The 24,153-nt window shown below is 73.9% G+C and carries 14 protein-coding genes and 1 pseudogene; 4 read left to right on the forward strand and 11 right to left on the reverse strand.

Annotated elements, in window-relative coordinates:
* Nucleotides 1-27: 27 nt before the first annotated feature.
* The 3 genes from C6W10_RS39245 to C6W10_RS23455 form a co-directional block, all read right to left on the reverse strand.
* Nucleotides 28-162 (reverse strand): hypothetical protein, encoded by a 135-nt coding sequence (locus C6W10_RS39245; protein WP_255419608.1) that lies wholly within the window; start codon nt 160-162, stop codon nt 28-30.
* Between the two features lie 70 nt (nt 163-232).
* Nucleotides 233-1,396 carry an acyl-CoA dehydrogenase family protein gene (locus C6W10_RS23450; protein ID WP_107260543.1) on the reverse strand — a complete coding sequence of 388 codons (1,164 nt, stop codon included), beginning with the start codon at nt 1,394-1,396 and terminating at the stop codon, nt 233-235.
* A 387-nt stretch (nt 1,397-1,783) separates the two neighbouring features.
* A complete protein-coding gene (locus C6W10_RS23455) occupies nt 1,784-4,585 on the reverse strand; it encodes a M14 family zinc carboxypeptidase (RefSeq protein WP_107260545.1) in 2,802 nt (933 codons plus the stop codon).
* Between the two features lie 485 nt (nt 4,586-5,070).
* Between C6W10_RS23455 and C6W10_RS23460 the strand changes: the two genes are divergently transcribed.
* Together C6W10_RS23460 and C6W10_RS23465 are read left to right on the forward strand one after the other, a co-directional pair.
* A complete protein-coding gene (locus C6W10_RS23460; RefSeq protein WP_107260547.1) occupies nt 5,071-6,498 on the forward strand; it encodes a UDP-glucose/GDP-mannose dehydrogenase family protein in 1,428 nt (475 codons plus the stop codon).
* 227 nt (nt 6,499-6,725) lie between these two features.
* Complete coding sequence (locus C6W10_RS23465) at nt 6,726-11,771, forward strand: zinc ribbon domain-containing protein (RefSeq protein ID WP_107260549.1); 5,046 nt, start codon at nt 6,726-6,728, stop codon at nt 11,769-11,771.
* A 302-nt stretch (nt 11,772-12,073) separates the two neighbouring features.
* On the opposite strand, the gene purE is transcribed toward C6W10_RS23465, so the two are convergent.
* The 7 genes and pseudogenes from purE to mca form a co-directional block, all read right to left on the reverse strand.
* Complete coding sequence (gene purE, locus C6W10_RS23470) at nt 12,074-12,547, reverse strand: 5-(carboxyamino)imidazole ribonucleotide mutase (RefSeq protein ID WP_107264221.1); 474 nt, start codon at nt 12,545-12,547, stop codon at nt 12,074-12,076.
* Between the two features lie 29 nt (nt 12,548-12,576).
* Nucleotides 12,577-13,752, reverse strand: coding sequence for a 5-(carboxyamino)imidazole ribonucleotide synthase (locus C6W10_RS23475; protein ID WP_107260551.1), 1,176 nt, complete (start codon nt 13,750-13,752; stop codon nt 12,577-12,579).
* A 13-nt stretch (nt 13,753-13,765) separates the two neighbouring features.
* Nucleotides 13,766-15,766 carry a thioredoxin domain-containing protein gene (locus C6W10_RS23480; protein ID WP_107260553.1) on the reverse strand — a complete coding sequence of 667 codons (2,001 nt, stop codon included), beginning with the start codon at nt 15,764-15,766 and terminating at the stop codon, nt 13,766-13,768.
* 68 nt (nt 15,767-15,834) lie between these two features.
* Nucleotides 15,835-17,181: a hypothetical protein gene (locus C6W10_RS23485; RefSeq protein WP_159104724.1), complete on the reverse strand. Its 1,347-nt coding sequence runs from the start codon at nt 17,179-17,181 to the stop codon at nt 15,835-15,837.
* A 60-nt stretch (nt 17,182-17,241) separates the two neighbouring features.
* Nucleotides 17,242-19,182: pseudogene (locus C6W10_RS38730) on the reverse strand (putative bifunctional diguanylate cyclase/phosphodiesterase); the annotation flags it as partial.
* A 1,001-nt stretch (nt 19,183-20,183) separates the two neighbouring features.
* Nucleotides 20,184-20,489: a hypothetical protein gene (locus C6W10_RS23495; protein ID WP_107260557.1), complete on the reverse strand. Its 306-nt coding sequence runs from the start codon at nt 20,487-20,489 to the stop codon at nt 20,184-20,186.
* Between the two features lie 56 nt (nt 20,490-20,545).
* Nucleotides 20,546-21,427 (reverse strand): mycothiol conjugate amidase Mca, encoded by an 882-nt coding sequence (gene mca, locus C6W10_RS23500; RefSeq protein WP_107260559.1) that lies wholly within the window; start codon nt 21,425-21,427, stop codon nt 20,546-20,548.
* A 204-nt stretch (nt 21,428-21,631) separates the two neighbouring features.
* Here mca and C6W10_RS23505 point away from each other — a divergent pair, with 204 nt between their 5' ends.
* Both C6W10_RS23505 and greA read left to right on the forward strand, forming a co-directional pair.
* Nucleotides 21,632-22,066: a DUF4307 domain-containing protein gene (locus tag C6W10_RS23505; protein WP_107260561.1), complete on the forward strand. Its 435-nt coding sequence runs from the start codon at nt 21,632-21,634 to the stop codon at nt 22,064-22,066.
* A gap of 227 nt (nt 22,067-22,293) precedes the next feature.
* A complete protein-coding gene (gene greA / locus C6W10_RS23510; RefSeq protein ID WP_107260563.1) occupies nt 22,294-22,791 on the forward strand; it encodes a transcription elongation factor GreA in 498 nt (165 codons plus the stop codon).
* 51 nt (nt 22,792-22,842) lie between these two features.
* Here the strand turns inward: greA and ilvA are convergent, their stop codons facing one another.
* Nucleotides 22,843-24,063 (reverse strand): threonine ammonia-lyase, encoded by a 1,221-nt coding sequence (gene ilvA / locus C6W10_RS23515; RefSeq protein ID WP_107260565.1) that lies wholly within the window; start codon nt 24,061-24,063, stop codon nt 22,843-22,845.
* Nucleotides 24,064-24,153 lie beyond the last annotated feature (90 nt).

A 24,153-nucleotide genomic window follows, 5' to 3' on the forward strand; every position in this document is an offset into this window, starting at 1 on the left:
CACCGCCCACCGGCCGCTCGCGACCGGTCAGTGGCCGATCCGGTGGTCGGCCGGGTTGGTCTGCAACAGCCAGGCCAACGGCATCTTCGCCGCCACCTCGTACGCCCGATCGGGGCCGAGGACGTGCAGGGTGACCGTCTGCGCCGCATCCCGCTCGACCATCCAGTAGCCGGGGATCCCGGCGGACGCGTACTCGCGGTGGCGTGGCAGCGGCCCGCGCCGGCACCCGAGGTCAGTCCCTGAGGAGTTGGCGGGCCATCACGATCCGCTGGACCTGGTTGGTGCCCTCGTAGATCTGGGTGATCTTGGCGTCCCGCATCATCCGCTCGACCGGGTAGTCCCGGGTGTAGCCGTACCCGCCGAGCAACTGCACCGCGTCGGTGGTGATCTCCATCGCGGCGTCCGAGGCGAAGCACTTCGCGGCGGCACCGAAGTAGGTCAGGTCGGCGTCGCCGCGCTCCGACCTACCGGCCGCCGCGTACGTCAACTGCCGGGCCGCCTCCAGCTTCATCCCCATGTCGGCGAGCATGAACTGCACGCCCTGGAACTCGGCGACCGCCCTGCCGAACTGCCGCCGCTCCCGCACGTACCCCTTGGCGTAGTCCAGCGCGCCCTGGGCGATCCCGACGGCCTGGGCGGCGATGGTGACCCGGGTGTGGTCCAGGGTCTGCATGGCGGTGCCGAAGCCGCTGCCCGGTTCGCCGATCATGCGGTCGGCCGGGATCCGCACGTTGTCGAGGTAGACCTCGCGGGTCGGCGAGCCCTTGATGCCGAGCTTCTTCTCCGGCGCCCCGAAGCTGACCCCCGGGTCCGACTTCTCCACGACGAAGGCGGAGATGCCGCGCGAGCGGGCCGCCGGGTCGGTCGCCGCGAAGACGGTGTAGTACTCCGACACCCCGGCGTTGGTGATCCACCGCTTGACGCCGTTGAGCACGTAGTGGTCGCCGTCCCGGACCGCCCGGGTGAGCATCGACGCGGCGTCGCTGCCCGCCTCCGGCTCGGAGAGGCAGTACGAGAACATCGCCTCGCCCCGGGCCACCGGCGGCAGGTAGCGCCGCTTCAGCTCCGCGGAGCCGGACAGCAGCAGCGGCATGGTGCCGAGCTTGTTCACGGCCGGGATCAGCGAGGAGGAGGCGCAGGCCCGGGCCACCTCCTCGATCACGATCGCGGTGGCGAGCGCGTCGGCGCCCGCTCCGCCGTACTCCTCGGGGATGTGCGGGGCGTGGAAGTCGGCGGCCCTCAGCGCCTCGTACGACGCCTTCGGGAACTCGCCGGTCTCGTCGGCCTCGGCCGCGTTCGGCGCGACCTTGGCGTCGCAGACCTCCCGGACGGCCTCCCGGATCGCCTGGTGCTCCTCAGGCAGCAGGTATGCGTCGAACGACGGCTCACTGGTCACCGCGGCCCTCCCCGGCACTCGTCTCCGGCGGCCCCACGCCCCGGATATCCGAACCATACCCGCCAGTAACCTAGTCCCGACAGCCCTCCCCACCTGCTGCCCCAGGGCGGGCCGACGCCGGCCGGGGAGCGCCGCCGGGAAGGGACGTCGCCGTAGCCGACCTCCGCGTCGCCGTGCGCGGCGTACATCAAGATTCTTGGTGATTTGTGGTTCACCACGCGCCATAGATCTCCAAGAATCTTGGAGTTGGCGCTCCCGCCACCGGGAGTGCGGCGCGAGCCGAGCCGACGCGCGGAGGCTGTCGAGCTGGGCGCAGAAACGGGGCAGCTCGACAGTCAGTGGAGGGTGGGAGATGTCTCCCACCCTCCACATTCGTACCGCTGTGCGCTAGCCGACGACGGAACGCAGCGGAATGCCCGCCGCGCGGATCTCGCGTACCAGTTCACGCAGGAACGGGTGCTCGTCCGACGTCAGACCCTCCGGGTTGGGAATGGTCAGGTACGCCGTACCGCCGGCCGTGCCGACCTGGGCGTCGCCGGTGTGCCGGGCGACGATCGCCCGGGTCCGGTCCAGGTCGGTCGCGGCGACCCGGATGGAAATCGGCCGCCATTCACCACCCAGGTTCTCCGCCGCCGGCGCCGCTGCGGCCGAGGCCCGCGCCGGGGGTACGGCCGGAGCCGCCGCCCGGGCACCCGGGGACGCCGGGACCGCCGGGGCGGTACGCGGTGCCAGCAGCGCGTTGGCGACCAGGTGCAGCCCGCTCTCGTTGTACGCCCGGAACAGCGGGTTGAACGCGAACAGCACCGCCCGGCCGGCCCCGGTCGGCTCGTCGACCAGCGCGACCGTGCCCTTGAGCGCGTCCGCGTGCTCGGTGAAGCCGTTGAGCCAGAACCGCCCGTCGGCCGGGTACGTCAGCACGTTCCTACCCGTGGTGCTCGGCGACAGGATCGAGTCGTTGTTGTTGAACTCGAAGTCCTCGGCCGGCCGGCCCAGCCCGACCGGGCTGCTCCGGTCGACGTCGACCCGCAGGTGCGAGCCGATCACGGTGTAGTCGGTCGGCTTCGGCAGCTCGACCGTCGAGGTGAGCCCGGCGGAGCGGGCCATCCGGGTGCCCTGGTTGCGCAGCCCGACGTAGGTGCCGCCGGCCGCCACCCAGGCCCGCAGGTTGGCCTGGCCGGCGGCGGTGAGGCCGCCGGTCGGGTTGCTGCCGTCCGGCACCAGCAGGACGGTCCGGCCGGTGAAGGCGGCGGTGTTGTCGTTGATGTCCGCCGTGCTCACCGGCTTGAGGTCGAGGCCCCACTGGTCGCCGAGGACGTACCGGGCCTCGCCGTGCGAGCCGGAGGTGGTGGAGATGCCGGTGCCGGCGTAGAGGCCGACGTCGGGCAGGGCCAGCCGGGTGCCGGTGACGCCGCGCCAGCTCGCGGTCAGGGTCACCCCGATGGAGCGGGCGAGCCGGTCGTGCGAGCCGGTCAGGGCCGCCGCCGGCAGGGTGACGACGCCGCTGCGCTGGTCGCGGCGCAGTTCGACGCCCGCACCGAGCAGCTTGAAGGTCAGCTCGGCCGCCGCCGCCGAGTCCAGCGGGTACGCGTACGAGCCGTGCCTCGGCGCGTACCCGGCGCGCCCGCCGTCGATGCCGCGGACCCGTTCCGCCCTCGGCGAGAGCCGGTCACCGGTGTAGATCGTCTCCACGCCCATCAGCAGCGGGTTGCTCCAGGACGAGACGTCGTAGAAGTACGGGAACGGGACGTACGGGTCCTCGCCCAGGATCGCCTGGATCCAGTGCTTCTGCGGCTGCTCCATCGGGATCCAGTACGCGCCCGCCGGCACGGTGTGGTTCCGGGCCGACCGGCCGCCGAAGATCTTCGCGTTCGGCACCTTCACCGGCTTGGTCAGCCGGTACACCTCGACGTCCATCCGGCGCAGCCGCTCGACGAGCTGCCGTACGTCGCCGAGCTGCCGGTTCGGCAGCAGGAAGTACGACCGGACGGTGATGTCCGGCACCGGGAACTGGACCTCGTTGGTCGGCTGCACGACCTCGTTCGGCTGGAGCTTGCCGGCCCGACCCTCGGCCAGGGCGTCCTTCCAGATCCGGAAGTAGTCCGACAGGATCTCCCGCCGGTTCTCCGAGGCCCAGCCGACGGTCGCCCACTGGGTGTTGAACTGCTGCTGCACCCGGTCCTGGACCGCCGAGGAGCTGCCCTTCTCGTACGTCATCCCGGCGGCGCCGAAGCCGGTGGCCGGCACCGTGTCGCCGTACCCCATGAAGAACATGTCGTAGGTGTCGTAGTTGAAGTAGCACTCGCTGGTGACCGTCTCGGTGCAGGCGCCGTTGTAGCCGAAGCCCTCGGCGTTGGCCGCGCCGATCCGGTTGATCCAGTCGACCGCCTCGTCGGAGATCTCGTGGTGGATCGGGTCCGCGTTCGGCGGGAAGAAGTACTCGTCGCCGCCCATCTCGTGCGCGTCGACGTAGACCTGCGGCGGATAGCGGCGCAGCATCTCCAGCTTGGCGTCGGTCTCCGGCTGGGTACGGGAGAACCAGTCCCGGTTCAGGTCGAAGCCGTACTCGTTCTGCCGGCGGCTGGCGTCCCGGCCGTCCGGGTTCTGCGTCGGCACGATGATCGTGACGAGGTTCCGGTTGCGCTCGCGTACCTCGCAGGAGAGGCCGGCGGCCAGCTCGTAGAGGGTCTTCAGCGCGGCGTCGCCGCCGGACTTCTCGCCGCCGTGCACGTTGCCGGTCACCCAGACGATCGCCGGGCCCTTCGCGGCGATCTCCGCCGCCTTCCGGTCCGACAGCCTGCGCGGGTCACGCAGGTCGCGGATGTTCTCGGCGATCTTCTCCAGCTCGCCCCGGCGCAGGTGGCCGGGGTCGGAGACGATCGCGTACGGCATCGACTGGCCGAGCACGCTGTTGCCGACGTTGCCGGTGACGACCCGGTCGGAGGCGGCGTCGACGGCACCGAGGTAGGACCGGATCTCGTCGTCGGTGACCACCCGCTGCTGGCCGAGGCCAAGCGGGAAGCCGAGGTGCCGCTCCGGGCTCGGTACCCCGGTGAGCCGGGCGGACGGGTCCTGGCTGCATCCGGCCGGGGTCGGCGGCTTGCCCGGGTGGGCGGCGGCCGGGGCGCCGGGCAGCAGCGGCAGCGGGGCGAGCAGCAGGGCGACCGCTGCCCCGCCGAGGCGCCGGGACATCGATCTGGGAGGCTTCGGAGCGGGCGTCGGGGGGAACTTCGGAACCGTCATCTGACGTTCGGATTCCCTTCTCGGGGGTGGGGGTGAGGCTGCGGAGATCGACGTGAAGGTGGCTCGGAGCCTATGAGCAGCCATTTCCGACGGTCAAGATCTTCTAGGCAGGACGTTCGCCCACCACCTACCAAACACGCCTAGCAGCAGAAATCAGGGGAATAGCGCCGAGAAGGGGCGAGCCGGACGGCCAGGGGGCGGTGCACCCGGGCCGGCGGGCACGCTGTGAAAAGCCCGACCGAAGATGCACCGGGAAGCGCGATCCGCGTAGGCTCAGCGCTTGTCGTCCCGGTGCGGGCGGCCGACTCGCCGACCGCGCACCCTCGACACCAGGTGAACAAGGCCCACAATGTCCGACATCGGCGCTCTCCTCCGGCGCCGACCTCCCACCGCGACGCAATGAAGCGCCGCCACTGCGAGCGGAGAACACAGGCGTGACGATCCCGTACCCGAGCACTCAGCCCATGCCGACGATCCCGGCGGTGACTCCGCCGTCCGGCGCCGCCCGCCCGCGTCTGACCTTCCTCGGCACCGGCTACCTGGGCGCGACGTACGCCATCTGCTTCGCCGAACTCGGCTACGAGGTGATCGGCTTCGACGTCGACGCCGAGAAGATCGCCAAGCTGGCCGGCGGCGAGGTGCCGTTCCACGAGCCCGGCCTCGACGAGCTGCTCAAGCGCAACCTCTCGGCCGGTCGGCTCCGGTTCTCGACCGACATCGCCGAGACCGCCGCCTTCGGCGACGTGCACTTCATCTGCGTCGGCACCCCGCAGCGGGCCGACGGCATGGGCGCCGACCTGTCGTACGTCGAGGCCGCCGTCACCGGGCTCTCCCAGCACCTGACCCGCAAGGCCCTGATCGTCGGCAAGTCCACCGTCCCGGTCGGCACCGCCGAGTGGATCGAGCAGCTCGTCGGCAAGCACGCCGACGTCGGCCTCGGGGTCGAGGTCGCCTGGAGCCCCGAGTTCCTCCAGGAGGGCTTCGCCGTCGAGGACGTGCTCCGGCCCAACCGGATCGTGGTCGGCGTCAAGAGCGAGTGGGCCAACGGCATGCTCTACGCCGCGCACAAGGGCGTCTACGACCTGGCCGCCACCGAGGACCGGGAGGTTCCGCTGGTGGTGACCGATTTCGCCACCGCCGAACTGGTCAAGGTGGCCGCGAACGCCTTCCTGGCCACCAAGATCTCGTTCATCAACGCGATGGCCGAGGTCTGCGAGGTGGCCGGCGGCGACGTCACCCAGCTCGCCCGGGCGATCGGCTACGACCCCCGGATCGGCAACCGGTTCCTCCAGGCCGGCGTCGGCTTCGGCGGCGGCTGCCTGCCCAAGGACATCCGGGCGTTCCAGGCCCGGGCCCAGGAACTGGGTGCCGGCGAGGCGCTGCGCTTCCTGCACGAGGTCGACCTGATCAACCTGCGCCGCCGCAGCCGGGTGCTCCAGCTCGCCGCCGAACTGCTCGGCCGCCGGTACGGGCCGGCCGGGCCGGACCTCTCCGGGACCCGGATCGCGGTGCTCGGCGCCACCTTCAAGCCGAACTCCGACGACGTCCGGGACGCCCCCTCGCTCGCCGTCGCCGCCGCGCTGCACAAGGCCGGCGCCGACGTGCAGGTCTACGACCCGCAGGGCATGGAGAACGCCCGCCGCGAGCGGCCCGAGCTGTCGTACACGGCCAGCATGAACGACGCCGTCACCGGGGCCGACCTGGTCTGCGTACTCACCGAGTGGGCCGACTTCCGCAACGCCGACCCGGTGGCGCTCGGCGAACTCGCCGCCGGACGGCGGGTCGTGGACGGCCGCAACTGCCTCGACTCTGGACTGTGGACCCAGGCCGGCTGGGACTACCGGGGCATGGGCCGGCCCTAGCGCCGAAACCACCGCCGCGCCGCCGATAGCGCAGCGGCCGGACGGCGACAATCGTGAATTCGACGCCGACTTGCCGGCCGTGGACCCGACCAGGTCCACGGCCGGCCTTTTAGGATCTCCTCAGCCGGGTTTCGCACGCGACCGGGGGCTGTTCAACGGCAGCCTCCCGTGGGCATGCTTCGGTGTAAGCCCGTGATGCGGCCTGCGCGCCGGCTGGAGGGGGTGCCGTGAGTACGACGTACCAGTGCTCCTCGTGCGGCCGGGAGATCGAGCCGGCACCACACTGCCCGCACTGCGGGACCGAGCAGCTCCGGTGGGCCGACGACGTCGCCCGGATCGAGCGCTCCATCGCCGAGATGAAGATCCGCGAGGCGGCGCTCGCCAGGGAGCAGAAGACGATCGCCTCGCAGATGCAGGCGGCGCTCTTCCAGCGGGACATCCTGTCGCACGCGGCGGACCAGCGCCGCAAGCAGAACACCAAGCCGCGCCGGGTGATCCGGCGCAAGGCCAACCGGCGCCCACCGACCGCCGCGCCCGGGACCGCCCCGGGCGGGCCGCCACCCCGGGTACCCCGACAGCCGAGAAGCGGCCCCGACCGGACCACACCCACCACACCGCCCCCACCGCCGCCACCCCCACCGGCCGGCGCCGAGCCGAGCTGGGACGACGGCGGGAAGGCCCGACCCGAGGCCTCCACCCGCGAGGTGCAGAACATCCTGCTCGGGCTCGGGGCGCTGCTGCTCGGCATCGCGGCGGTGGTCTTCGTCGCGGTCGCGCTCAGCTCGCTGGACGACTTCAGCCGGGTCGCGATCCTGGTGCTGGCCACCGCGCTGATGCTGGCCGTACCGCCCCGGGTGGCCCAGCGCGGGCTGAGCGCCACCGCCGAGACCATCGCGGCGGTCGGGCTGCTGCTGGTGCCGCTGACCGGGTACTCGCTCTGGACCGTCGACCGGTTCGGCGACAGTGGACTGCCCGGGTCGCTCTTCGCCGGGCTGACCTTCCTGCTCACCGCCGCCGTCGCCGCCGGGTACGCCTCGGTGACCGGGCTGAACGCCCCCCGCTACGCGGCCGTACTCGCCGTGCAGCCGATCCTGCCGCTGCTGGCGTACTCCTTCGTCACCGGGCCGGCCGGCTGGGCCGTGGTACTCGCGGCGGTGGCGGTCGGCAACCTCTACCTCGGTCGGCTCTTCGGCGACGACGGGCGGCTGACCGGCTGGCCGGCCCGGTTCCGGTTCGGCCCCGAGGTGCCGGTGACCGCCCCGCCCGGCACGCCGAGAGTCCGCCCCGACGAGCGGCCGGGACGGGTGGACGGCGACCCGACCGCCCCGGACGGGATCGGCCCGGATCGGCCGGAGACCTTCCCCGAGGAGGCGGACGCGGTCGTCCAGGCCGATCCGGCACTGGGCGGGCCGACGAAGCGGGTCCGCACCCCGGGCGTCCGGTCGACGACCCGCACCCCCTGGGTCCGGGAACTGGCCTGGGCGCTGCACGGGCTGGCCTTCGCCGTCGCCGTGGTCTGCGCTGTCATCGCGCTGGTGAACGCCGACACCGTACCGGGCGCGTCCCGGGCCGGCCTGGCGCTGCTGCTCGCCGCCGGGGTCGGCATGGTCGGTGCGCTGGTGCTGCGCCGGCCGCCCCTGCCGGACATCGGCGCCGGGATCCTGACCCTGGCCGTGATCGGTGCCGCCGGCCGGGTCGCCGCGGTCGCCCTGCCGGGGCGGGCCCTGGTGGTGATCGCCGCCGTCATCGCGCTGACCGGGCTCGGCGTACGCGCGGTCCCCGAGGCGGCCCGGCGCGGGCCGCAACTCGCCTCCGCCGCCGCCCTGATCGTCATCGGCATCGTGGTGGCCGGCGGGGCGCTGCGGGCCGCCCTGGCCCCGATCCGGGCCGCGCTCCCGGTCTGGGAGGCCGACCTCTCCGAATACCCCGGAAAGCTCGCCGCCGGGGTCGGCGACACCTCCTGGCAGCTCGCCGTCACCGCCCTGCTGCTCACCATCGCCGCCGTGCTCTCCTCGCCGCCGGAGGTGCGCCGCGAGTTCGCCGTGGTCGGTGCGGCGCTGACCGCACTCGCCATGCCCGCCTCGTTCGGGCTCGGCTGGGTCGCCGCCCCCTGGCCACCGGTGCTGGTCGCCGTCGCCATCGGGGTGGTCGGGCTGACCGCCGAGACCCGGCGGGCCGCGCTGACCCACGCCGTCGCCGCCGCCGTGGTGGGGCTCGCCGGGGCGGCCGCCTCGGTGGCCCGGCCCGGCCTGACCGCGGCCGTACTCTTCGCGCTCGCCGTCGGCGGTGCGCTGGTGGCGCTCGCCCCGCTCGCCCGTACCACCCCGGCGGGCCGGTGGTCCGGCCTGGTCGGCGACTGGGCGGCCGGCGGGGCGGCGTTCGCCTTCCCCGGTGCGGTGGCGGCCTTCGTCGCCTCGGCGGTACCCGTCGACCCCACCCCGACCGCGCTGTCGGTACGGGAGGCCACCGAACCGGTCCTCGCCGCCAGCTTCCTGGCCGTCTGCGCGGTGCTCTGCTACGCGGCGGTGACCCAGGTCGCCCAGCGGCAGATCAGCGTGCCGCTGGCCCTCGGTACCGGCCTCGGCGCGCTCGCGGTCACCGCGGCGGCCTTCGGCGCACCCGGCGCCACCCTGCCGGACACCCTGGTCGGCGGGCTGCTGCTGGTCAGCGCGGTACTGCTGGTGCTGGCGCCGTCGATCGACTCCGGCCGGCGGGCGGACCGGCTGCTCGACGGCTCGGACATCGCCGCCGCGGCGGTCACCGCCGCCCTGGTGGGCACCCTCGCCCGGATCGCCGGCATCCTCGGCGACGGCGCCGAGCTGGCCGCCGCCGCCTTCCTCATCCTGGTGGTGGCCGCCGGAATCCGGGCCATGCCGGTCGAGTGGCGGCGCGGACCGGTCCTCGGCATCGCGCTGACCGGCGGCATCGTGGCGCTGCTCGCCGGCTGGACGGCGCTGAGCGGCGGCCTCCAGGTGCTGGCCACCCCGGGCCGGCTCTGGGCGGCCGACCTCGCGCAGTGGCACGTCAGCGAGACCGGCACCGGCTGGCAGGCCCCGGTCGCGCTGCTCCTGCTGGCCGGCGCCGCCGCGATCGCCCTGCCCCGGCCGTGGGCATACGACGTCGCCGCCGTCTGTGTCGGACTCGCCACCATCGGCACCCCGGCGGCGTTCGGGCTGCCCTGGTGGTCCCCGATCGTGGTCGGCGGGGCGGTCGCCACCGTCTACGGGGTGAGTTCGGTCGTCGCCAGCGATCCCCGGGCCGGGCTGGCCCGGGCCACCGTGGCCGGCGTCGTGGCCCTGCACGCGGTCGGGGCGAGCCTGGTCCGGCCGTGGACGACCGCCGCCGCGCTCGGCATCGTCGCGCTGATCGGCGCGGTCGTCGCCATCCTGGCCCGGGTCGTCGGCACCCTCTCCGGCCCGGCGGACGAGGCCGACACCTGGTCGATGCCGCCGCAGACCGCCCAGATCGGCGGGCTCGCCGCCGGTGGGGCGCTCTTCGCGCTCAGCGGGGCGCTCGCCTCGCTCGCCGCCGCGCTGCACCGGCCGGCCGAGGTGGTGGTGCTGGCCACCCTCGCCGGGGCGAGCCTCGGCGTCGCGGTGACCGGACTGGTCCGCCGCCAGGTCCCGCAATACCTCCCGTACGCCACGATGGGCATCGTCGGCGGTGCCACCGCGACCTCGGTGGCGGCGCTCTTCACCGGCCTGCCCTGGGGCGTCTACGCCGCCGCGGCCGTACTGCTCGGGGTGCTCGCCGAGCTGATCCGGGCGGTCACCCCGGCCCCGACCCCGCTGCGGGAGCCGATCCGACGCTGGTCGGTGATGCTCGGCGGCGCGCTGCGTCGGCTGCCCGAGCCGGCCCGGGGCGGCCGCTGGTCGGTCAGCCCCGCCGTCGGGGCGATGCTCGCGGCGGCGCTGCCGACCGCACTGGCGGTGGCCGCGCTGGCGCCCGCCCTGGTGGTGGCGCTGGTCGAGCCGTACCAGACGCTCACCCAGATCTGGGACGGGGTGCCGGCCGCGCTCGTCGACCCGGAGCCCGGTGCCGTCGACCCCGGCAACGTGCTGGCGGCGCTGCTGCTGACCATCGCGGCCGGGCTGGCCGCCACCGGGTTCAGCGGCGGACGGCCGGCCCGGGCCGTACCCGTGGTGCTGCCCGGAGCCGCGATCACCCTGCTGATCACCCCGATCTCGCTCGACCTGGCCTGGCCGAACGGCACCCTGGCGGCGCTCGCCGTCTTCACCATCGCGATGCTCGGGCTGGCCCTGACCCCGCCGCCGCCGGACGCCGAGGTCGCCCGCTCGCTGCGGCTGACCCGGATCCTGGTCTTCGGCATCGGGCTGGCCGCCGGTGGGGCCGGGCTGGCCGGCGCGCTGGCCAGCCGGGAGCTGACCCTGTTCACCCTGGGCGCGGCGGTGGGGGTCGGCGCGGTCGCCGCGCTCGGCGGCCGGACCCAGAACGCCCGCATCCTCGGCTGGCTCTTCGCCTCGGTGATGGCCCAGACGTTCGTCTTCACCCTCGGGCTGGTGCTCGGGCTCGACCCGGCCTGGTCCGCGTTCGGGGTGCTGGCGGTGGGCGCGGTGCTGCTGCTGGTCGCGGCGATGCTGCCCCGACTGCGCCGGCCGGAGGCGATCCGCGAGGCGACCACGGTGGAGTGGAGCGGGTACGCTGCCGCGCTCATCGCCGCCGCGCTCGCCTACGACTCACCCCGGCACATCGCCGCGCTGCTCGCCGCCTGGGGCGCCGTGCTCGGCATGGCGGCGGTACGGCCGTACCGTCGTACGGCCGAGCGGCGCACGCTCTTCTGGTCGGCGGTCGGCTGTGAGGTCGTCGCCTGGTGGATGCTGATGGCGCTCGCCGACGTGGCGCTGCCGGAGGCGTACACGCTGGCGTTCGCCGTCCTGGCCCTGCTGGTCGGCCTGCTGGAGATGCGGCACCGCGCCGACCTGAGCAGTTGGGTGGCGTACGGGCCGGCGCTGGTGGCGGCGTTCCTGCCCACCCTGGTGATCGTGCTGGCCGGCAACGACAGCGCGATCCGTCAGGTGCTGCTGCTGCTCGGCGGGGTGGCCACGCTGATCTGGGGATCCAACCGGCGGCAGCAGGCCCCGGTGATCATCGGCGCGGTGGTGACCGCGCTGGCCGCGCTGCGCGCCCTGTTCAGCTTCGGGCCGTGGCTGGTGCTGATCCCGGTCGGCCTGCTGCTGCTGGCGTTCGGGGCCAGCAACGAGAACCGGCGCCGCACCCAGGAGCGCTTCCGGGCGGTACGCGGGATGCGCTGACCGCACCCGCCGCTGACCGTGCCCGCCACCCGGCGCGCGCCCCCGGCGGGGCGACGGAGCGGCGGGGCGGCGGCAGGAGGGAGTGCCGCGCGCAGACTGTCGAGCTGGGTGCAGAGACGGGGCAGAGTGTCGGAGCGCATGGGTGCAGAGACGGGGCAGGGTCTCGGAGCGCGTGGGCGAAGAGACGGGGCAGGGTCTCGGAGCGCGTGGGCGCACAGACGGGGCAGCTCGACAGTCTCCGCAGCGGGTGGTGCCGACCCGGCCGGCCGGAAGCCGGCAACGCCCTGGCCGGCTCGGTACGCCTAGGCGCCGAGGCTGGCCCGCAGCGCGGCTTCCTTCTGCGCGACCAGCGTCTCCAGCTCGGCCTGGTACGCCACCATCCGGTCCCGCAGCGTCTCGTCCGAGGCGGCCAGGATGCGTACCGCCAGCAGGCCGGCGTTGCGGCCGTTGCCGATCGACACGGTCGCCACCGGGATGCCGGCCGGCATCTGCACGATGGAGAGCAGCGAGTCCAGCCCGTCGAGGTGCTTGAGCGGCACCGGTACCCCGATCACCGGCAGCGGGGTGGCCGAGGCCACCATGCCGGGGAGCGCGGCGGCCCCGCCCGCCCCCGCGATGATCACCCGGATGCCCCGACCGGCGGCGGCCTGGGCATAGTCGATCATCTTCACCGGAGTGCGGTGCGCCGACACCACCCCGACCTCGTAGCCGACGCCGAACTCGGCCAGCGCCTCGGCCGCCGCACCCATCACCGGCCAGTCCGAGTCGCTACCCATGATCAGACCGACCGGCGGCGCCGACTCCGTCACTCGTGCCCCTCCCGCAGCCACCAGGCGGCGCGAGCCGCCCGGGCACGTACCTTCTCCAGATCGTCACCGAGCACCGTGACGTGCCCGATCTTCCGGCCGGGCCGGACCTGCTTGCCGTAGAGGTGCACCTTGGCACCCGGGTCCTCGGCGAAGAGGTGGTGCAGCCGCTCGTCGATCGACATGCCGCCGTCCGGGCCGCCGAGCACGTTCGCCATCACCACCACCGGGGCGGTCAGCGCGGTGTCCCCCATCGGATAGTCGAGCACCGCCCGCAGGTGCTGCTCGAACTGGGAGGTCCGGGAACCCTCGATCGTCCAGTGCCCGGAGTTGTGCGGCCGCATCGCCAGCTCGTTGACGACCAGCGCCGGCTCGCCGTCCGGGCCGGCCACCTCGAACAGCTCCACCGCCAGCAGCCCGACCACGCCGAGCGCGGTGGCCAGGTCGATCGCGAGCTGCTGGGCCCGCAGCGCCACCTCCTCCGGCAGCCGGGGTGCCGGCGCCAGCACCTGCACGCAGATGCCGTCCCGCTGCACCGTCTCCACCACCGGGTACGCCGCCACCTGGCCGAACGGCGAGCGGGCGACCTGCACCGCCAGCTCCCGGCGGAGCGCGACCCGCTCCTCGGCGATCAGTTCGGTGCCGGCGGCGCGCAGCGTGCCGACCAGCTCGGCGGCCTCGGCCGGGTCGGAGACGACCCAGACGCCCCGGCCGTCGTAGCCGCCCCGGGCCGCCTTCAGGATCACCGGCCAGCCCAGCTCGGCACCGAAGTCGACCAGGTCGCCCGGTTCGGCGACCGGCCGCCAGCGCGGCACCGGGGCACCCAGCTCGGTCAGCCGCTCCCGCATGACCCGCTTGTCCTGGGCGTGCAGCAGCGCGTCGGCGGGCGGATAGACGGTCACCCCGGCCTCGGCGAGCGCCCGGACGTGCTCGGTCGGCACGTGCTCGTGGTCGAAGGTGACCACGTCGGCGCCGTCGGCGAAGTCGCGCAGCGCGGCGAGATCGGTGTGTTCGCCGTACCGGACGTCGGCGGCGACCAGTGCGGCCCCGTCCTCGGGGGTGAGCGCGAGGACGCGGAGCGACTGGCCGAGGGCGATCGCGGCCTGGTGGGTCATCCGGGCCAGTTGGCCGCCGCCCACCATGCCGACAACGGGCAGACCCGTGCGGGAATCCATAGCGCGGGCAAGCCTAACTCCCGCCGACGCCGAGCTGCGCGAGCAGGGCGTCCGGGGAGGTGACCGGGCGGTCGCAGACGAAGCCCCGGCAGACGTACGCGGTCGGGCCGCCCTCGATCATCGGCCGGTCCGCGAGCAGCGGTACGCCGGGCCGGTCCGGCTCGCCGGCCACCACCACCGCCCCGGGCGGGGCGTGCCGGTGCGCCAGCGCCAGCAGCGGGTCACCGGCCGGATCGGCGGTGACCACCGCGATCTCGTACGGGCCGGAGAGCAGCGCCTCGCCGACCGTGGCCGCGTACCCGGTGAACCTGGCGTGCCGGGCCACGATCGGCGCCACGGTCTCCAACGCCGCCACCGCCGCCTCCCGGTAGCGCACCTGGCCGCCCAGCGCCGAGTACGCCACCAGCGCCGCCGTCACCGCCGACAGCCCGGACGGGGTGGCGTTGTCGGTCGGGTCGGCCGGCCGGCTGACCAGCTGCTCGGCGTCGTCGGCGGTGTCGTAGAAGCCGCCCTCGCCGGTGCCGAACCGCTCCAGGGCGACGTCCAGCAGCAGCCCGGCCAGCTCCAGCCAGCGCCCCTCCCCGGTGAACTGGTGCACCGCGCAGAACGCCTCGGCGACGCAGCCGTAGTCCTCCAGCACCCCGGCCGGCTCACCGACCTGCCCGTCCCGGGAGACCCGGCGCAGTCGGCCGTCGACGATGTGCCGCTCCGCCAGCACCTCGGCGATCCGCACCGCCGCCGCCCCGGCGACCGGGTCTGCGGTGAGGGTGGCGTACTCGACCAGGGCGGTGACGGCCAGCCCGTTCCAGGCCGCCACGACCTTGTCGTCCCGGGCCGGCTGGGGCCGGCGGTCGCGTACCTCCCGGAGCGCGGCCCGGACCCGCTGCCAGCGTTCCTGGATCTCCGGGTCGGCGTCGTCGACGTCCCGGGCCAGCCGCAGCACGCTGGTGCCGTGCTCGAAGCTCCCGGAGGCGGTGACCGCGAAGAGGTCGGCGGCCCAGCGGCCGTCGTCCTCGCCGAGCGCCTCGACGAGCTGGGCCGGGGTCCAGGCGTAGGTCGCCCCCTCCACCCCCTCGGTGTCGGCGTCCAGCGCCGAGGCCAGGCCGCCGGCCGGGGTGCCGAGGTCGTCGAGGAGGAAGGTGGCGGTCTCGGCGGCGACCCGGGCGGCGAGCGGGTCCCCGGTGAGCCGCCAGAGCTGGGTGTAGACCCGCAGCAGCAGCGCGTTGTCGTAGAGCATCTTCTCGAAGTGCGGGACCGTCCAGTGCCCGTCCACCGAATACCGGGCGAAGCCGCCGGCGAGCTGGTCGTAGATGCCGCCCCGGGCCATCGCCTCGCAGGTGTGCCGGACGATCTCCAGGTCGCGGGTGGCGCCGGTGCGCTGGTGGTGCCGGAGCAGGAAGAGCAGGTTCATCTGCGGCGGGAACTTGGGCGCGCCGCCGAATCCGCCGTGCGTCTCGTCGTACTCGACCGCGAGCTGGTCGGCCGCGGCGTCGAGCGTCTCGGCGGTGAGCGGGGCGCGCGGCCCGCCGACGGCCTGGGCGCCGGCCAGTGCCTCGACCACGGCGGCGCCCTGGCGCAGTACCGCCTCGCGCTGCCCGGTCCACGCCTCGGTCACCGACTGGAGCAGCCGGACGAAGTTGGCCTTCGGAAAGTAGGTGCCGCAGAAGAACGGGGTGCCGTCCGGGGCGGCGAAGACCGTCATCGGCCAGCCACCCTGCCCGGTCATCGCCTGGGTGGCGGTCATGTAGACGGCGTCGACGTCCGGGCGTTCCTCCCGGTCCACCTTGATCGCCACGAAGTTCTCGTTCACCAGCTTGCCGACGGCCGCGTCCTCGAAGGACTCGTGCGCCATCACGTGGCACCAGTGGCAGGCCGCGTAGCCGACCGAGATCAGCACCGGTACGTCCCGACGGCGCGCCTCGGCGAACGCCTCGGCCGTCCAGGGCCACCAGTCGACCGGATTGTCCTTGTGCTGGAGCAGGTAGGGGCTGGTCGCGTCGGCCAGTCGATTCACCCGACGACCATAACCGCTGTGCCGGTACGCCGCTCGGCGCTCGGGCGTTCGAGGCGTCCCGGCGCGGGCTAACCGGGCGCCGGGAGCGTACGGCAGAGCGCGGCCGGGAAGTCCGGCCGTACCGTCAGCACGTCGGCGCAGCCCGGGGCGGTGGTCCGGAGCACGGTCCGCCAGCCGGCCGACTCGAAGCGCAGGAAGTACCGGTACCGGGCCGGCGGCGCCGAGCAGCCGGGACGCCCGCCGACACCGCACTGGTTGGTGTTCAGGTCGAGCGTCATCACCAGCCAGTTCCCGTCACACTTCTCCACCTTCCGGGAGCTGTTCCGGGGTACGTCCATCCCCTTGATCGCCGCGAGCACCCAGGTCGAGTCGCAGTGGTCGGCCGGCGGCGTGCAGCCGAGATCGGCGGAGCAGCGCCGGTAGCCGGTCCCGTCCGGCGCCCACGGCTGCTGGTTGAGCACCACCACCCGGTCGCCGACCGGGTTCGGCGAGGTCAGCCGGGCCACCCCGGGTGCCCGGGTCGGGCAGCCGCCGACCTGTCCGGACCCGGCCGAGTCGACCACGATGTTGGCGTAGATCAGCCCGTTCTCCTCGGTGTACCAGCCGACCCGCGGGTTCCGGGCGCAGTCCGGGCCGCCGGCCGGCACCGCCACGTCGACCAGCAGGGTGCGCGGGTTCGGCCCGCGTCGCAGGCCGGTCACCTCCGCCTCGTACGTCCCCCACTGGGCCGGCCCGGCCGCGGTGGTCGGCGGCGCCGGGGTACCCCGGGTGCCACCGGCCCGGGCCAGTGCCGTGCTGCCGAGCCCGGAGGCGGTGGTCGGGTCGCCGTTCGGCGTCCTGGTGCCGGTGACCAGTACCGCCACCAGGTAGTCCCCGGCCGCCCCGACGTAGTAGGCGGCGGTGGCGTCACCACCGGAGTACGACCGCAGGAGCAGCAGGCCGGCGGTGTCCTCGGCGAGTACCTTCCAGTCCTCGCCCTCGGCCGGACGGCCGCACCGGGACACCTCGTCCCGGAGCGTCGCCATCGCGCGGTCGACGAGCCCGGCCGGATAGCGGCCGACGTACTCGTAGACCCGGTACCGGCCCATCGTCGCGTTGATCGTCCGCTCGGCCAGCGGCTCGGGCCGGTCCGGACCGCTCGACACGGAACCGTTCGGGACGGAACCGCTCGACACGGAACCGCTCGGGGCGGAACCGCTCGGGACGGCGGGAACGGTGCCGGCGCAGGGCCGGGGCGGCAGCGAGTGCGGGGCCTGCGGGCCACCGGCGGAGACTTCCGCCCCGCCCAGATCGTCGCTGCGCAGCAGCACCTCGTCCGGGATCTCCGCCGGGCCGCCCGGCGCACCCGGTCCGGCGCAGCCGAGCAGTGTTCCGGCGGCCAGGAGTACCGCCAGCGAAAGCTTCACCCGCCTCATCGGCACAGTGTGCAGTACCGCCACCGGCCGCGACCGAGCCCGGATACTCAGCCGAACCGGCTACGAGGCGCCGTCGGCGCGCAGCGGCAGGATCCGCGCCTGCGCGGAGTCGAGCAGCGACCGGAGCACCGCGACGATCTTGTCCGACGGCATCGGCCGGAAGAAGTGGTAGCCCTGGGCGGCGGTGCAGCCCAGCTCGGCGAGCGCGGCCCGCTGGTCGGCGGTCTCCACCCCCTCGGCCACCACCCGCAGCCCCAGCTCGCGGCCGAGGTCCACGGTGGTCCGGACGATCGCCGCCGCCTCCGGTGACTCCGCCATCTTCATCACGAAGGACCGGTCGACCTTGAGTTCGTCCACCGAGATCCGGGTCAGGAAGGTCAGCGAGGAGAAGCCGGTGCCGAAGTCGTCGACCGCCAACTGCACGCCCATCGCGCGCAGCGCGGAGAGCACCTCGTCGATGACCTCCAGCTCGCTCATCACCACCGTCTCGGTGATCTCCAACACCAGCCGGTGCGCCGGCACCTGGTGCCGGCGCAGCGACTCGGCCACCTCGGCCGGCAGCCTCGGGTCGAGCAGGCTGCGCGCCGACAGGTTGATCGAGATCGGTACGTCGAGACCGTGCCGGGCCCAGTCGGCGGCGACGCCGAGCGCCTTGTCCACCACATAGCGGGTGAAGGCGCCGAGCAGTTCGCTGCCCTCGATGGTCCGGACGAAGTCGGCCGGGGTGAGCCGGCCCCGCCGGGGGTGCCGCCAGCGGATCAGCGCCTCCACCCCGGTCGGCTCCCCGGTGCAGAGGTCCACCGCCGGCTGGAGCGCCAACTCGAGCTGGTCGTCCACGTCCAGCGCCTCGCGCAGCTCGGCGAGGAGGGCGAGCTTGTCGGTGCTGGCCGCGTCCCGGGCACTGTCGTACGACGCGACGCTGCCGCCGCCCTGCTTCGCCTGGTACATCGCGATGTCGGCCCGGCGCAGCAGCTCGGTCATGTCGGCGGTACCCGCACCGGCCACCACCACCCCGACGGAGACCTCGACCGACATCCGCACCCCGGCCACCTCGATCGGGGTGGCGAGCAGCTCGACGATCTCGCGGGCCCGGCGCAGCACGTTCGGCATCGGCGACCGGTCGGTGGCCGGCTCGGCCAGTACCGCCGGGGAGGGGATCAGCAGCGCGAACTCGTCACCGCCGAGCCGGCCCAGCAGCTCACCGGGGCGGACCAGCGCGTCCAGCCGGTCGGCGGTCACCTGGAGCAGCTCGTCGCCGGCCGCGTGCCCGAGCGTGTCGTTGACCTCTTTGAAGTGGTTGATGTCGAGCAGCAGCAGGGCCACCGGATGGTCGTGGCCGAGCTGGTGCAGCGCGAGGTCGCCCTTGCTCAGCAGGGCGGCCCGGTTGATCAGGTTGGTCAGCGCGTCGTGCACCGCCTCGTACGACGAGCGGGCCGTCACCAGCCGGAGCTGTCGGTGCGTCGCCGCGTCGTGCAGGGCCGCCGCCAGCGCGTCGCCGAACGCCGAGAGCGCGTCCTGCTCCCGCTGGCTCGGCGGGGCGGAGCGCGGGAAGCGTACCCGCAGCTCGCCGACCGGGGAGCTGCCCACCACCAGCGGCCGGGTCAGCTCCTGGTCGGCCCGTCCGGTGGCCGCCGGACCGTGCTCGGCGCCGGCCCGACCGTCCATGCCGGCAGCGCGGCCCGTCGACAGGTCGCCGCCGACCTGGCTGGCGGCCAGATCCAGGCCGAGCCGGCTGGCGAAGGGCAGCCGGGCGGTTCCGTCGTCCGGCGGCGCCGGGGAGCCGGCCCGTTCGCCGCTGTCGGCCCGCTCGGCGGTGGTCAGGTCGCGGTGCACCACCGGACCGCCCGGCTCGCCACGGTAGCGCCGCCACCGGCCGTCGCCGCGCCGCACGTCGACCTCGACCCACTCCGCGCCGAACAGGGCCAGCGGGCCGGCCACCCCGGCGGTCGCGACGCCGTGCTCGTCGAGCTGGTTGAGCGCGCCGGTGGCCTCGGCAAGGGCCCGCCAGGCGCGTCGCTCGTCGTCGGCGCGGAGCCGCTGACTGTACGTCTGCTGGAGCAGCCAGAGCACCGGCGGCAGGAAGAGCAGCCAGCGCGGGTCGTACTCGACCACGGCCACCACGGCCAGCCCGACGAAGACGTTGCCGACGAACATCAGCAGCTTGCCCTGTAGGGCGCGCAGCAGTGCCGGCCAGAGCCGTTCGCCGTGCCGCAGCGACAGGGTGAAGCCGGCCAGCCCGGCGGTGACCAGCAGGTACGTCATCGACCCGACCGCGAGCGCGGCGATCAGCGGCGGCGTCAGCTCGGTGACGAGGCGGGTGCCGAGCACGTCCGGTACGGGCGTGCCGAGCGCACCGGCGACGGTCAGCGCGACCGTGACGGCGAGCGCGACGGAGATCGTCAGCGAGGCGGCGCTGTGTACGACGTCCAGCGGCGAACGCCGGTCCACGAAGATCGTCAGCAGCGTCCAGGCCAGCACCGCGCCGAGCAGGGCGGCGGCCGGCAGCCAGCCGGGCGGGACCAGGGAGAGGCCGATGATGAAGGACGCCTCGCCCCAGGTGACGCTGACCCGGCCCGAACCGACCCGGAACCGCAGCCGGAAGAGCTGTGCCGTCGCCATCACGGCGGTGGCGATGCCGAGCCGGGCCATCGCCGGCAGCGGGTCGTCGGCGGGCAGGTCGGTGGGGATGAGCAGACCGGCCGCGACGAGGATCACCGCGACGGGCAGGACGGTGAGGGTGAGCACGCGCACCCGACGGGGTGCCGACGCGATGCCGACCAGGGCGAGGAAACGCCCGGACCGACGCCCGGACGTCACGGATCGCCGCCGTTCGCCGGTGGCCGTCTCGGGACGTGGCCGTGCCGCGACCGGCGCTGGGCGTCGGGTCTGGTTCTCATCGGCGCCCCCTCCCGCGCACGGTGCGGGGACTTTTGGTCCCCCGGCGGAAGGCTAAGCCAATCCGATTGAGCGCAACAGGGGGCGCCTGGCCGGATTAGCGTGAATCATGGCGCGGACTGGCTGTTCCTGTCCTGCTGGGGGGCATTGGGAGCGCTTCCACCAGATTCCTCCGCCGCAGGCGCCTCGGCAGACGCCTCCGGGTCGCCCGGCTCGGCCGCCGACGGCTCGTCGTCCCGCTGGTGCGGGAAGCGCTCGGGCAGCCGGCGCAACCGGGCGTTCATGTTACGGATCAGCAGAACCGTGGCGATGGCCAGTACGGTGATCAGGAAGAGACCCATCGGTCCGGCCAGGCCGCCGGTCCGGGTGTCACCGAAGTTGTTCTCCGCGAGCACCTGCGCAGCGGTAAGCATGACTGGAAATCCTCCGATGTGGCGGCCTACCCCTTTACGGTACGCCTAGCCTCGGTTCACCGGACCTGCGCGGTCTCCCGAACCCCGGCGAAGAGGTCCGACTCGGGCAGCGGACTGTCGACGACCGAGCGGACCAGCTCGAAGTCCTCGGTCGGCCAGGCCTGCTGCTGCAACTCCATCGGCACGTGGAACCAGAAGCCGTCCGGGTCGACCTGGGTGGCGTGGGCGCGCAGCGCGTCGTCGCGGACCGGGAAGTAGTCCGCGCAGGGGACCCGGGTGGTGATCCTCGGCCCCTTGTCCGGCCGGTCCTCCCACCGCTCCAGCCACTCCGCGTACGGCGACTCCGCGCCCCGGGCCAGCATCGCCTCGTGCAGCGCCATGATCTTCGCCTTGGAGAAGCCGATGTCGTAGTAGAGCTTCAACGGCTGCCACGGAGCACCCGACTCCGGGAAGCGCTCCGGGTCGCCGGCCGCGTCGAACGCCGCCACGCTGACCTTGTGGCACATGATGTGGTCGGGGTGCGGGTAGCCGCCGTCCTCGTCGTAGGTGGTGACGACGTGCGGACGGAACTCGCGCATCAGCTTGACCAGCGGCGCCGCCGCGACCTCGACGTCCTGGAGCGCGAAGCAGCCCTCCGGCAGCGGGGGCAGCGGGTCGCCCTCCGGCAGCCCCGAGTCGACGAAGCCGAGCCACGCCTGCTCGACGCCGAGGATGGCCCGGGCGGCGTCCATCTCGGCCCGACGGATCTCGGCGATGTTGGCCCAGACGTCCGGCCGGTCCAGCTTCGGGTTGAGGACACTGCCCCGCTCGCCGCCGGTACACGTGACGACGAGGACCTGCACCCCTTCGGCGACGTATTTCGCCATGGTCGCCGCGCCCTTGCTCGACTCGTCGTCGGGATGGGCGTGCACGGCCATCAGACGTAGCTGTTCTGCCAACTCAGGTGCTCCCTCGTGATGCCCCGGGCCGGGCTCGGCCCCCCGTCCCCCTCGAACGCCCGCCCTCCGCTGACCGGTGGTCTGCCGACCGGTGGTCTGCCGACCGGTGGCGGACCTGCCAGAGCCGGCCCGGCCGCCGATGAGAAGATGGGCGTACCCATTCTTGCCGATGCCACCGACAACAGTCCCAGGAGATACCCGCCGGTGTCCGAGACGCCCGCCACACCAGTACCGACCGCCCCGGTGTTCCCACCCGGCCGGTACGGCCACCGCCGCGCGCAGCGGCGCCGCCGGCCCTGGGTCGCGGCACTGCTGGCGGTCGCCCTGCTGGTGGTGATGAGCGCCGTCTCCTACCGCCTCTACCGGCAGTACGGCGACCCGAACTACGACGCCCAGGTGATCACCTACACCGAGATCACCGACAGCCAGCTGGTGCTCGACTTCCGGGTCACCGTGCCGGCCGGCGGCTCGGCGATCTGCGTGCTCCGGGCCCGCTCCAAGGACGGCGCCGAGGTCGCCCGCGAGGAGGTACGGGTCGACGCCGAGCCGGGGCAGCGGCACCTGACCGCCCGGCACCGGTTGGTCACCACGGCCCGGCCGATCCTCGGCGAGGTGCTCCGCTGCCGCCCCACCGGATGAGTCCGAACGGCTGACCGCCGGCCGGCACCGGCCGCCCCGACGGTCGGCCGAACCGCGCTCCCGAGCCTCGCCGACCGGCGGCCCGAGCCACCCGGCGCGGCGGCGTTCCGGCCGCCCACAGCGCCCCGGCCTGCGCCGGCCACCGATAAATGACGTGGCGTCCGGTGTGTAGCGCACTGGTAACTTGGTAATTCGTCCCTGTCCACGACTACCCGAGGAGATCGTCTGTGTCCACGACCGACCGCGAGGCAGCCACCTGGCTGTCGCAGGAGGCCTACGACCGGCTGCAGGCGGAGCTCAACGAGCTGATCGCCGGCCGTCCTGCGATCGCCGCGGAGATCAACGCCCGGCGCGAAGAGGGTGACCTCAGGGAGAACGGCGGTTACCACGCCGCCCGGGAGGAACAGGGCAAGCAGGAGTTCCGGATCCGTCAGCTACAGGAACTTCTCCGTACCGCCCAGGTCGGCGAGGCGCCGGCCGCGGACGTGGTGGCGCCGGGCTGCGTCGTCACGATCCACTTCGACGACGACACCGACGACACCGAGACGTTCCTGCTCGGTTCCCGAGAGATCGCCGCGACCACCGACCTGACCGTCTACAGCCCGGAGTCGGCGCTCGGCAAGTCCATCCTCGGCGCCCGGCCCGGCCAGACCGTCACCTACACGGCGCCGAGCGGCGCGGAGATCAAGGTGACGGTGGTCCGGTTCGAGGCGTACGGCGGCTGACCGGCAGCGGCCCGTCGGAGGCGGCGGGCCGGGACGTCCGACCCGGCCGGCTCAGCCCGGCTGGGCGACGTCGACCTGGTAACCGCAGCCGCGCAGCGCACTGATCAGCCGGTCGGAGTGCTCGGAGCCCCGGGTCTCCACCGAGAGCGCCACCTCGACCTCACCGAGCCGCAGGTGCGGGTTCTGCCGCTGGTGCACCACGTCCACCACGTTGCCCCGGTGCTCGGCGATCATGCCCAGCAGCGACGCCAACTGGCCGGGCCGGTCGGCGCAGCGCACGGTGATCCGCAGGAAGCGGCCCGCCGAGGCGAGCCCGTGCTCGATCACCCGCAGCATCAGCAGCGGGTCGATGTTGCCGCCGGAGAGCACCGCCACCACCGGCGGCTCGACCTGCACCGCGCCGGACATCAGCGCGGCCACCCCGGCCGCCCCGGCCGGCTCCACCACCTGCTTGCCCCGCTCCAGCAGCATCAGCAGGGCCCGCGAGATGTCCTCGTCGGCTACCGTCACGATCTCGTCCACCAGCTTGCTGACGTGCGCGAAGGTGACCTCACCGGGCCGGCCGACCGCGATGCCGTCGGCGATCGTGGCGAAGGCGGGCAGCCGTACCGGCTCGCCGGCCCGCAGCGACGCGGGAAAGGCGGCGGCACCGGCGGCCTGCACCCCGATCACCCGTACGTCCGGGCGGAGCGCCTTGGCCGCCACCGCGATCCCGGAGACGAGTCCGCCGCCGCCGACCCCGGCGATGATGGTCCGCACCTCCGGGCACTGCTCCAGGATCTCCAGCGCCACCGTGCCCTGCCCGGCGATCACGTCCGGGTGGTCGAACGGGTGGATGAAGACTGCACCGGTACGGTTCGCGAAGTCCTCCGCCGCGACCAGTGACTCGTCGACGGTGTTGCCGACCAGCTCCACCCGGGCGCCGTACCCCTTGGTCGCCGCCACCTTCGGCAGCGGCGCGCCCACCGGCATGAAGACCGTGGCGGCGGCGCCGAGCAGCCCGGCGGCGAGCGCCACCCCCTGGGCGTGGTTGCCGGCGCTGGCCGCCACCACCCCCCGGTCGCGCTCCGCCGCCGAGAGCCGGGCGATCCGCACGTACGCGCCCCGCACCTTGTACGACCCGGCCCGCTGCACGTGCTCGCACTTGAGCCAGACCGGTCCGCCCAGCGCGGCGGAGAGCGGCCGGGACGGCTCCAGCGGAGTGACCCGGACGACGTCGGCGAGCAGTTCGCGGGCGGCGGCGACCTCGGCGAGTCCGACCAGCTCCGTCATGCCCCAGATCGTCGCATCCCGCCCCCGGGGTGTTCGCGTCGGCGGTACCGGCGTGCCGGAGGTCACCCCACCGGCCGCCGTCGACGATCG

Origin of the sequence: Plantactinospora sp. BB1, from assembly GCF_003030385.1 — a bacterium.
Lineage (GTDB): Bacteria > Actinomycetota > Actinomycetes > Mycobacteriales > Micromonosporaceae > Plantactinospora.

What these genes read in the sequence shown, in the direction of transcription:
- C6W10_RS39245 (WP_255419608.1), bottom strand. Translation starts at nt 162, where the DNA reads ATGGTCGAGCGGGATGCGGCGCAGACGGTCACCCTGCACGTCCTCGGC.
- C6W10_RS23455 (WP_107260545.1), bottom strand. Translation starts at nt 4,585, where the DNA reads ATGTCCCGGCGCCTCGGCGGGGCAGCGGTCGCCCTGCTGCTCGCCCCG.
- purE (WP_107264221.1), bottom strand. Translation starts at nt 12,547, where the DNA reads ATGGGTAGCGACTCGGACTGGCCGGTGATGGGTGCGGCGGCCGAGGCG.
- C6W10_RS23475 (WP_107260551.1), bottom strand. Translation starts at nt 13,752, where the DNA reads ATGGATTCCCGCACGGGTCTGCCCGTTGTCGGCATGGTGGGCGGCGGC.
- C6W10_RS23485 (WP_159104724.1), bottom strand. Translation starts at nt 17,181, where the DNA reads ATGAGGCGGGTGAAGCTTTCGCTGGCGGTACTCCTGGCCGCCGGAACA.
- C6W10_RS23495 (WP_107260557.1), bottom strand. Translation starts at nt 20,489, where the DNA reads ATGCTTACCGCTGCGCAGGTGCTCGCGGAGAACAACTTCGGTGACACC.
- ilvA (WP_107260565.1), bottom strand. Translation starts at nt 24,063, where the DNA reads ATGACGGAGCTGGTCGGACTCGCCGAGGTCGCCGCCGCCCGCGAACTG.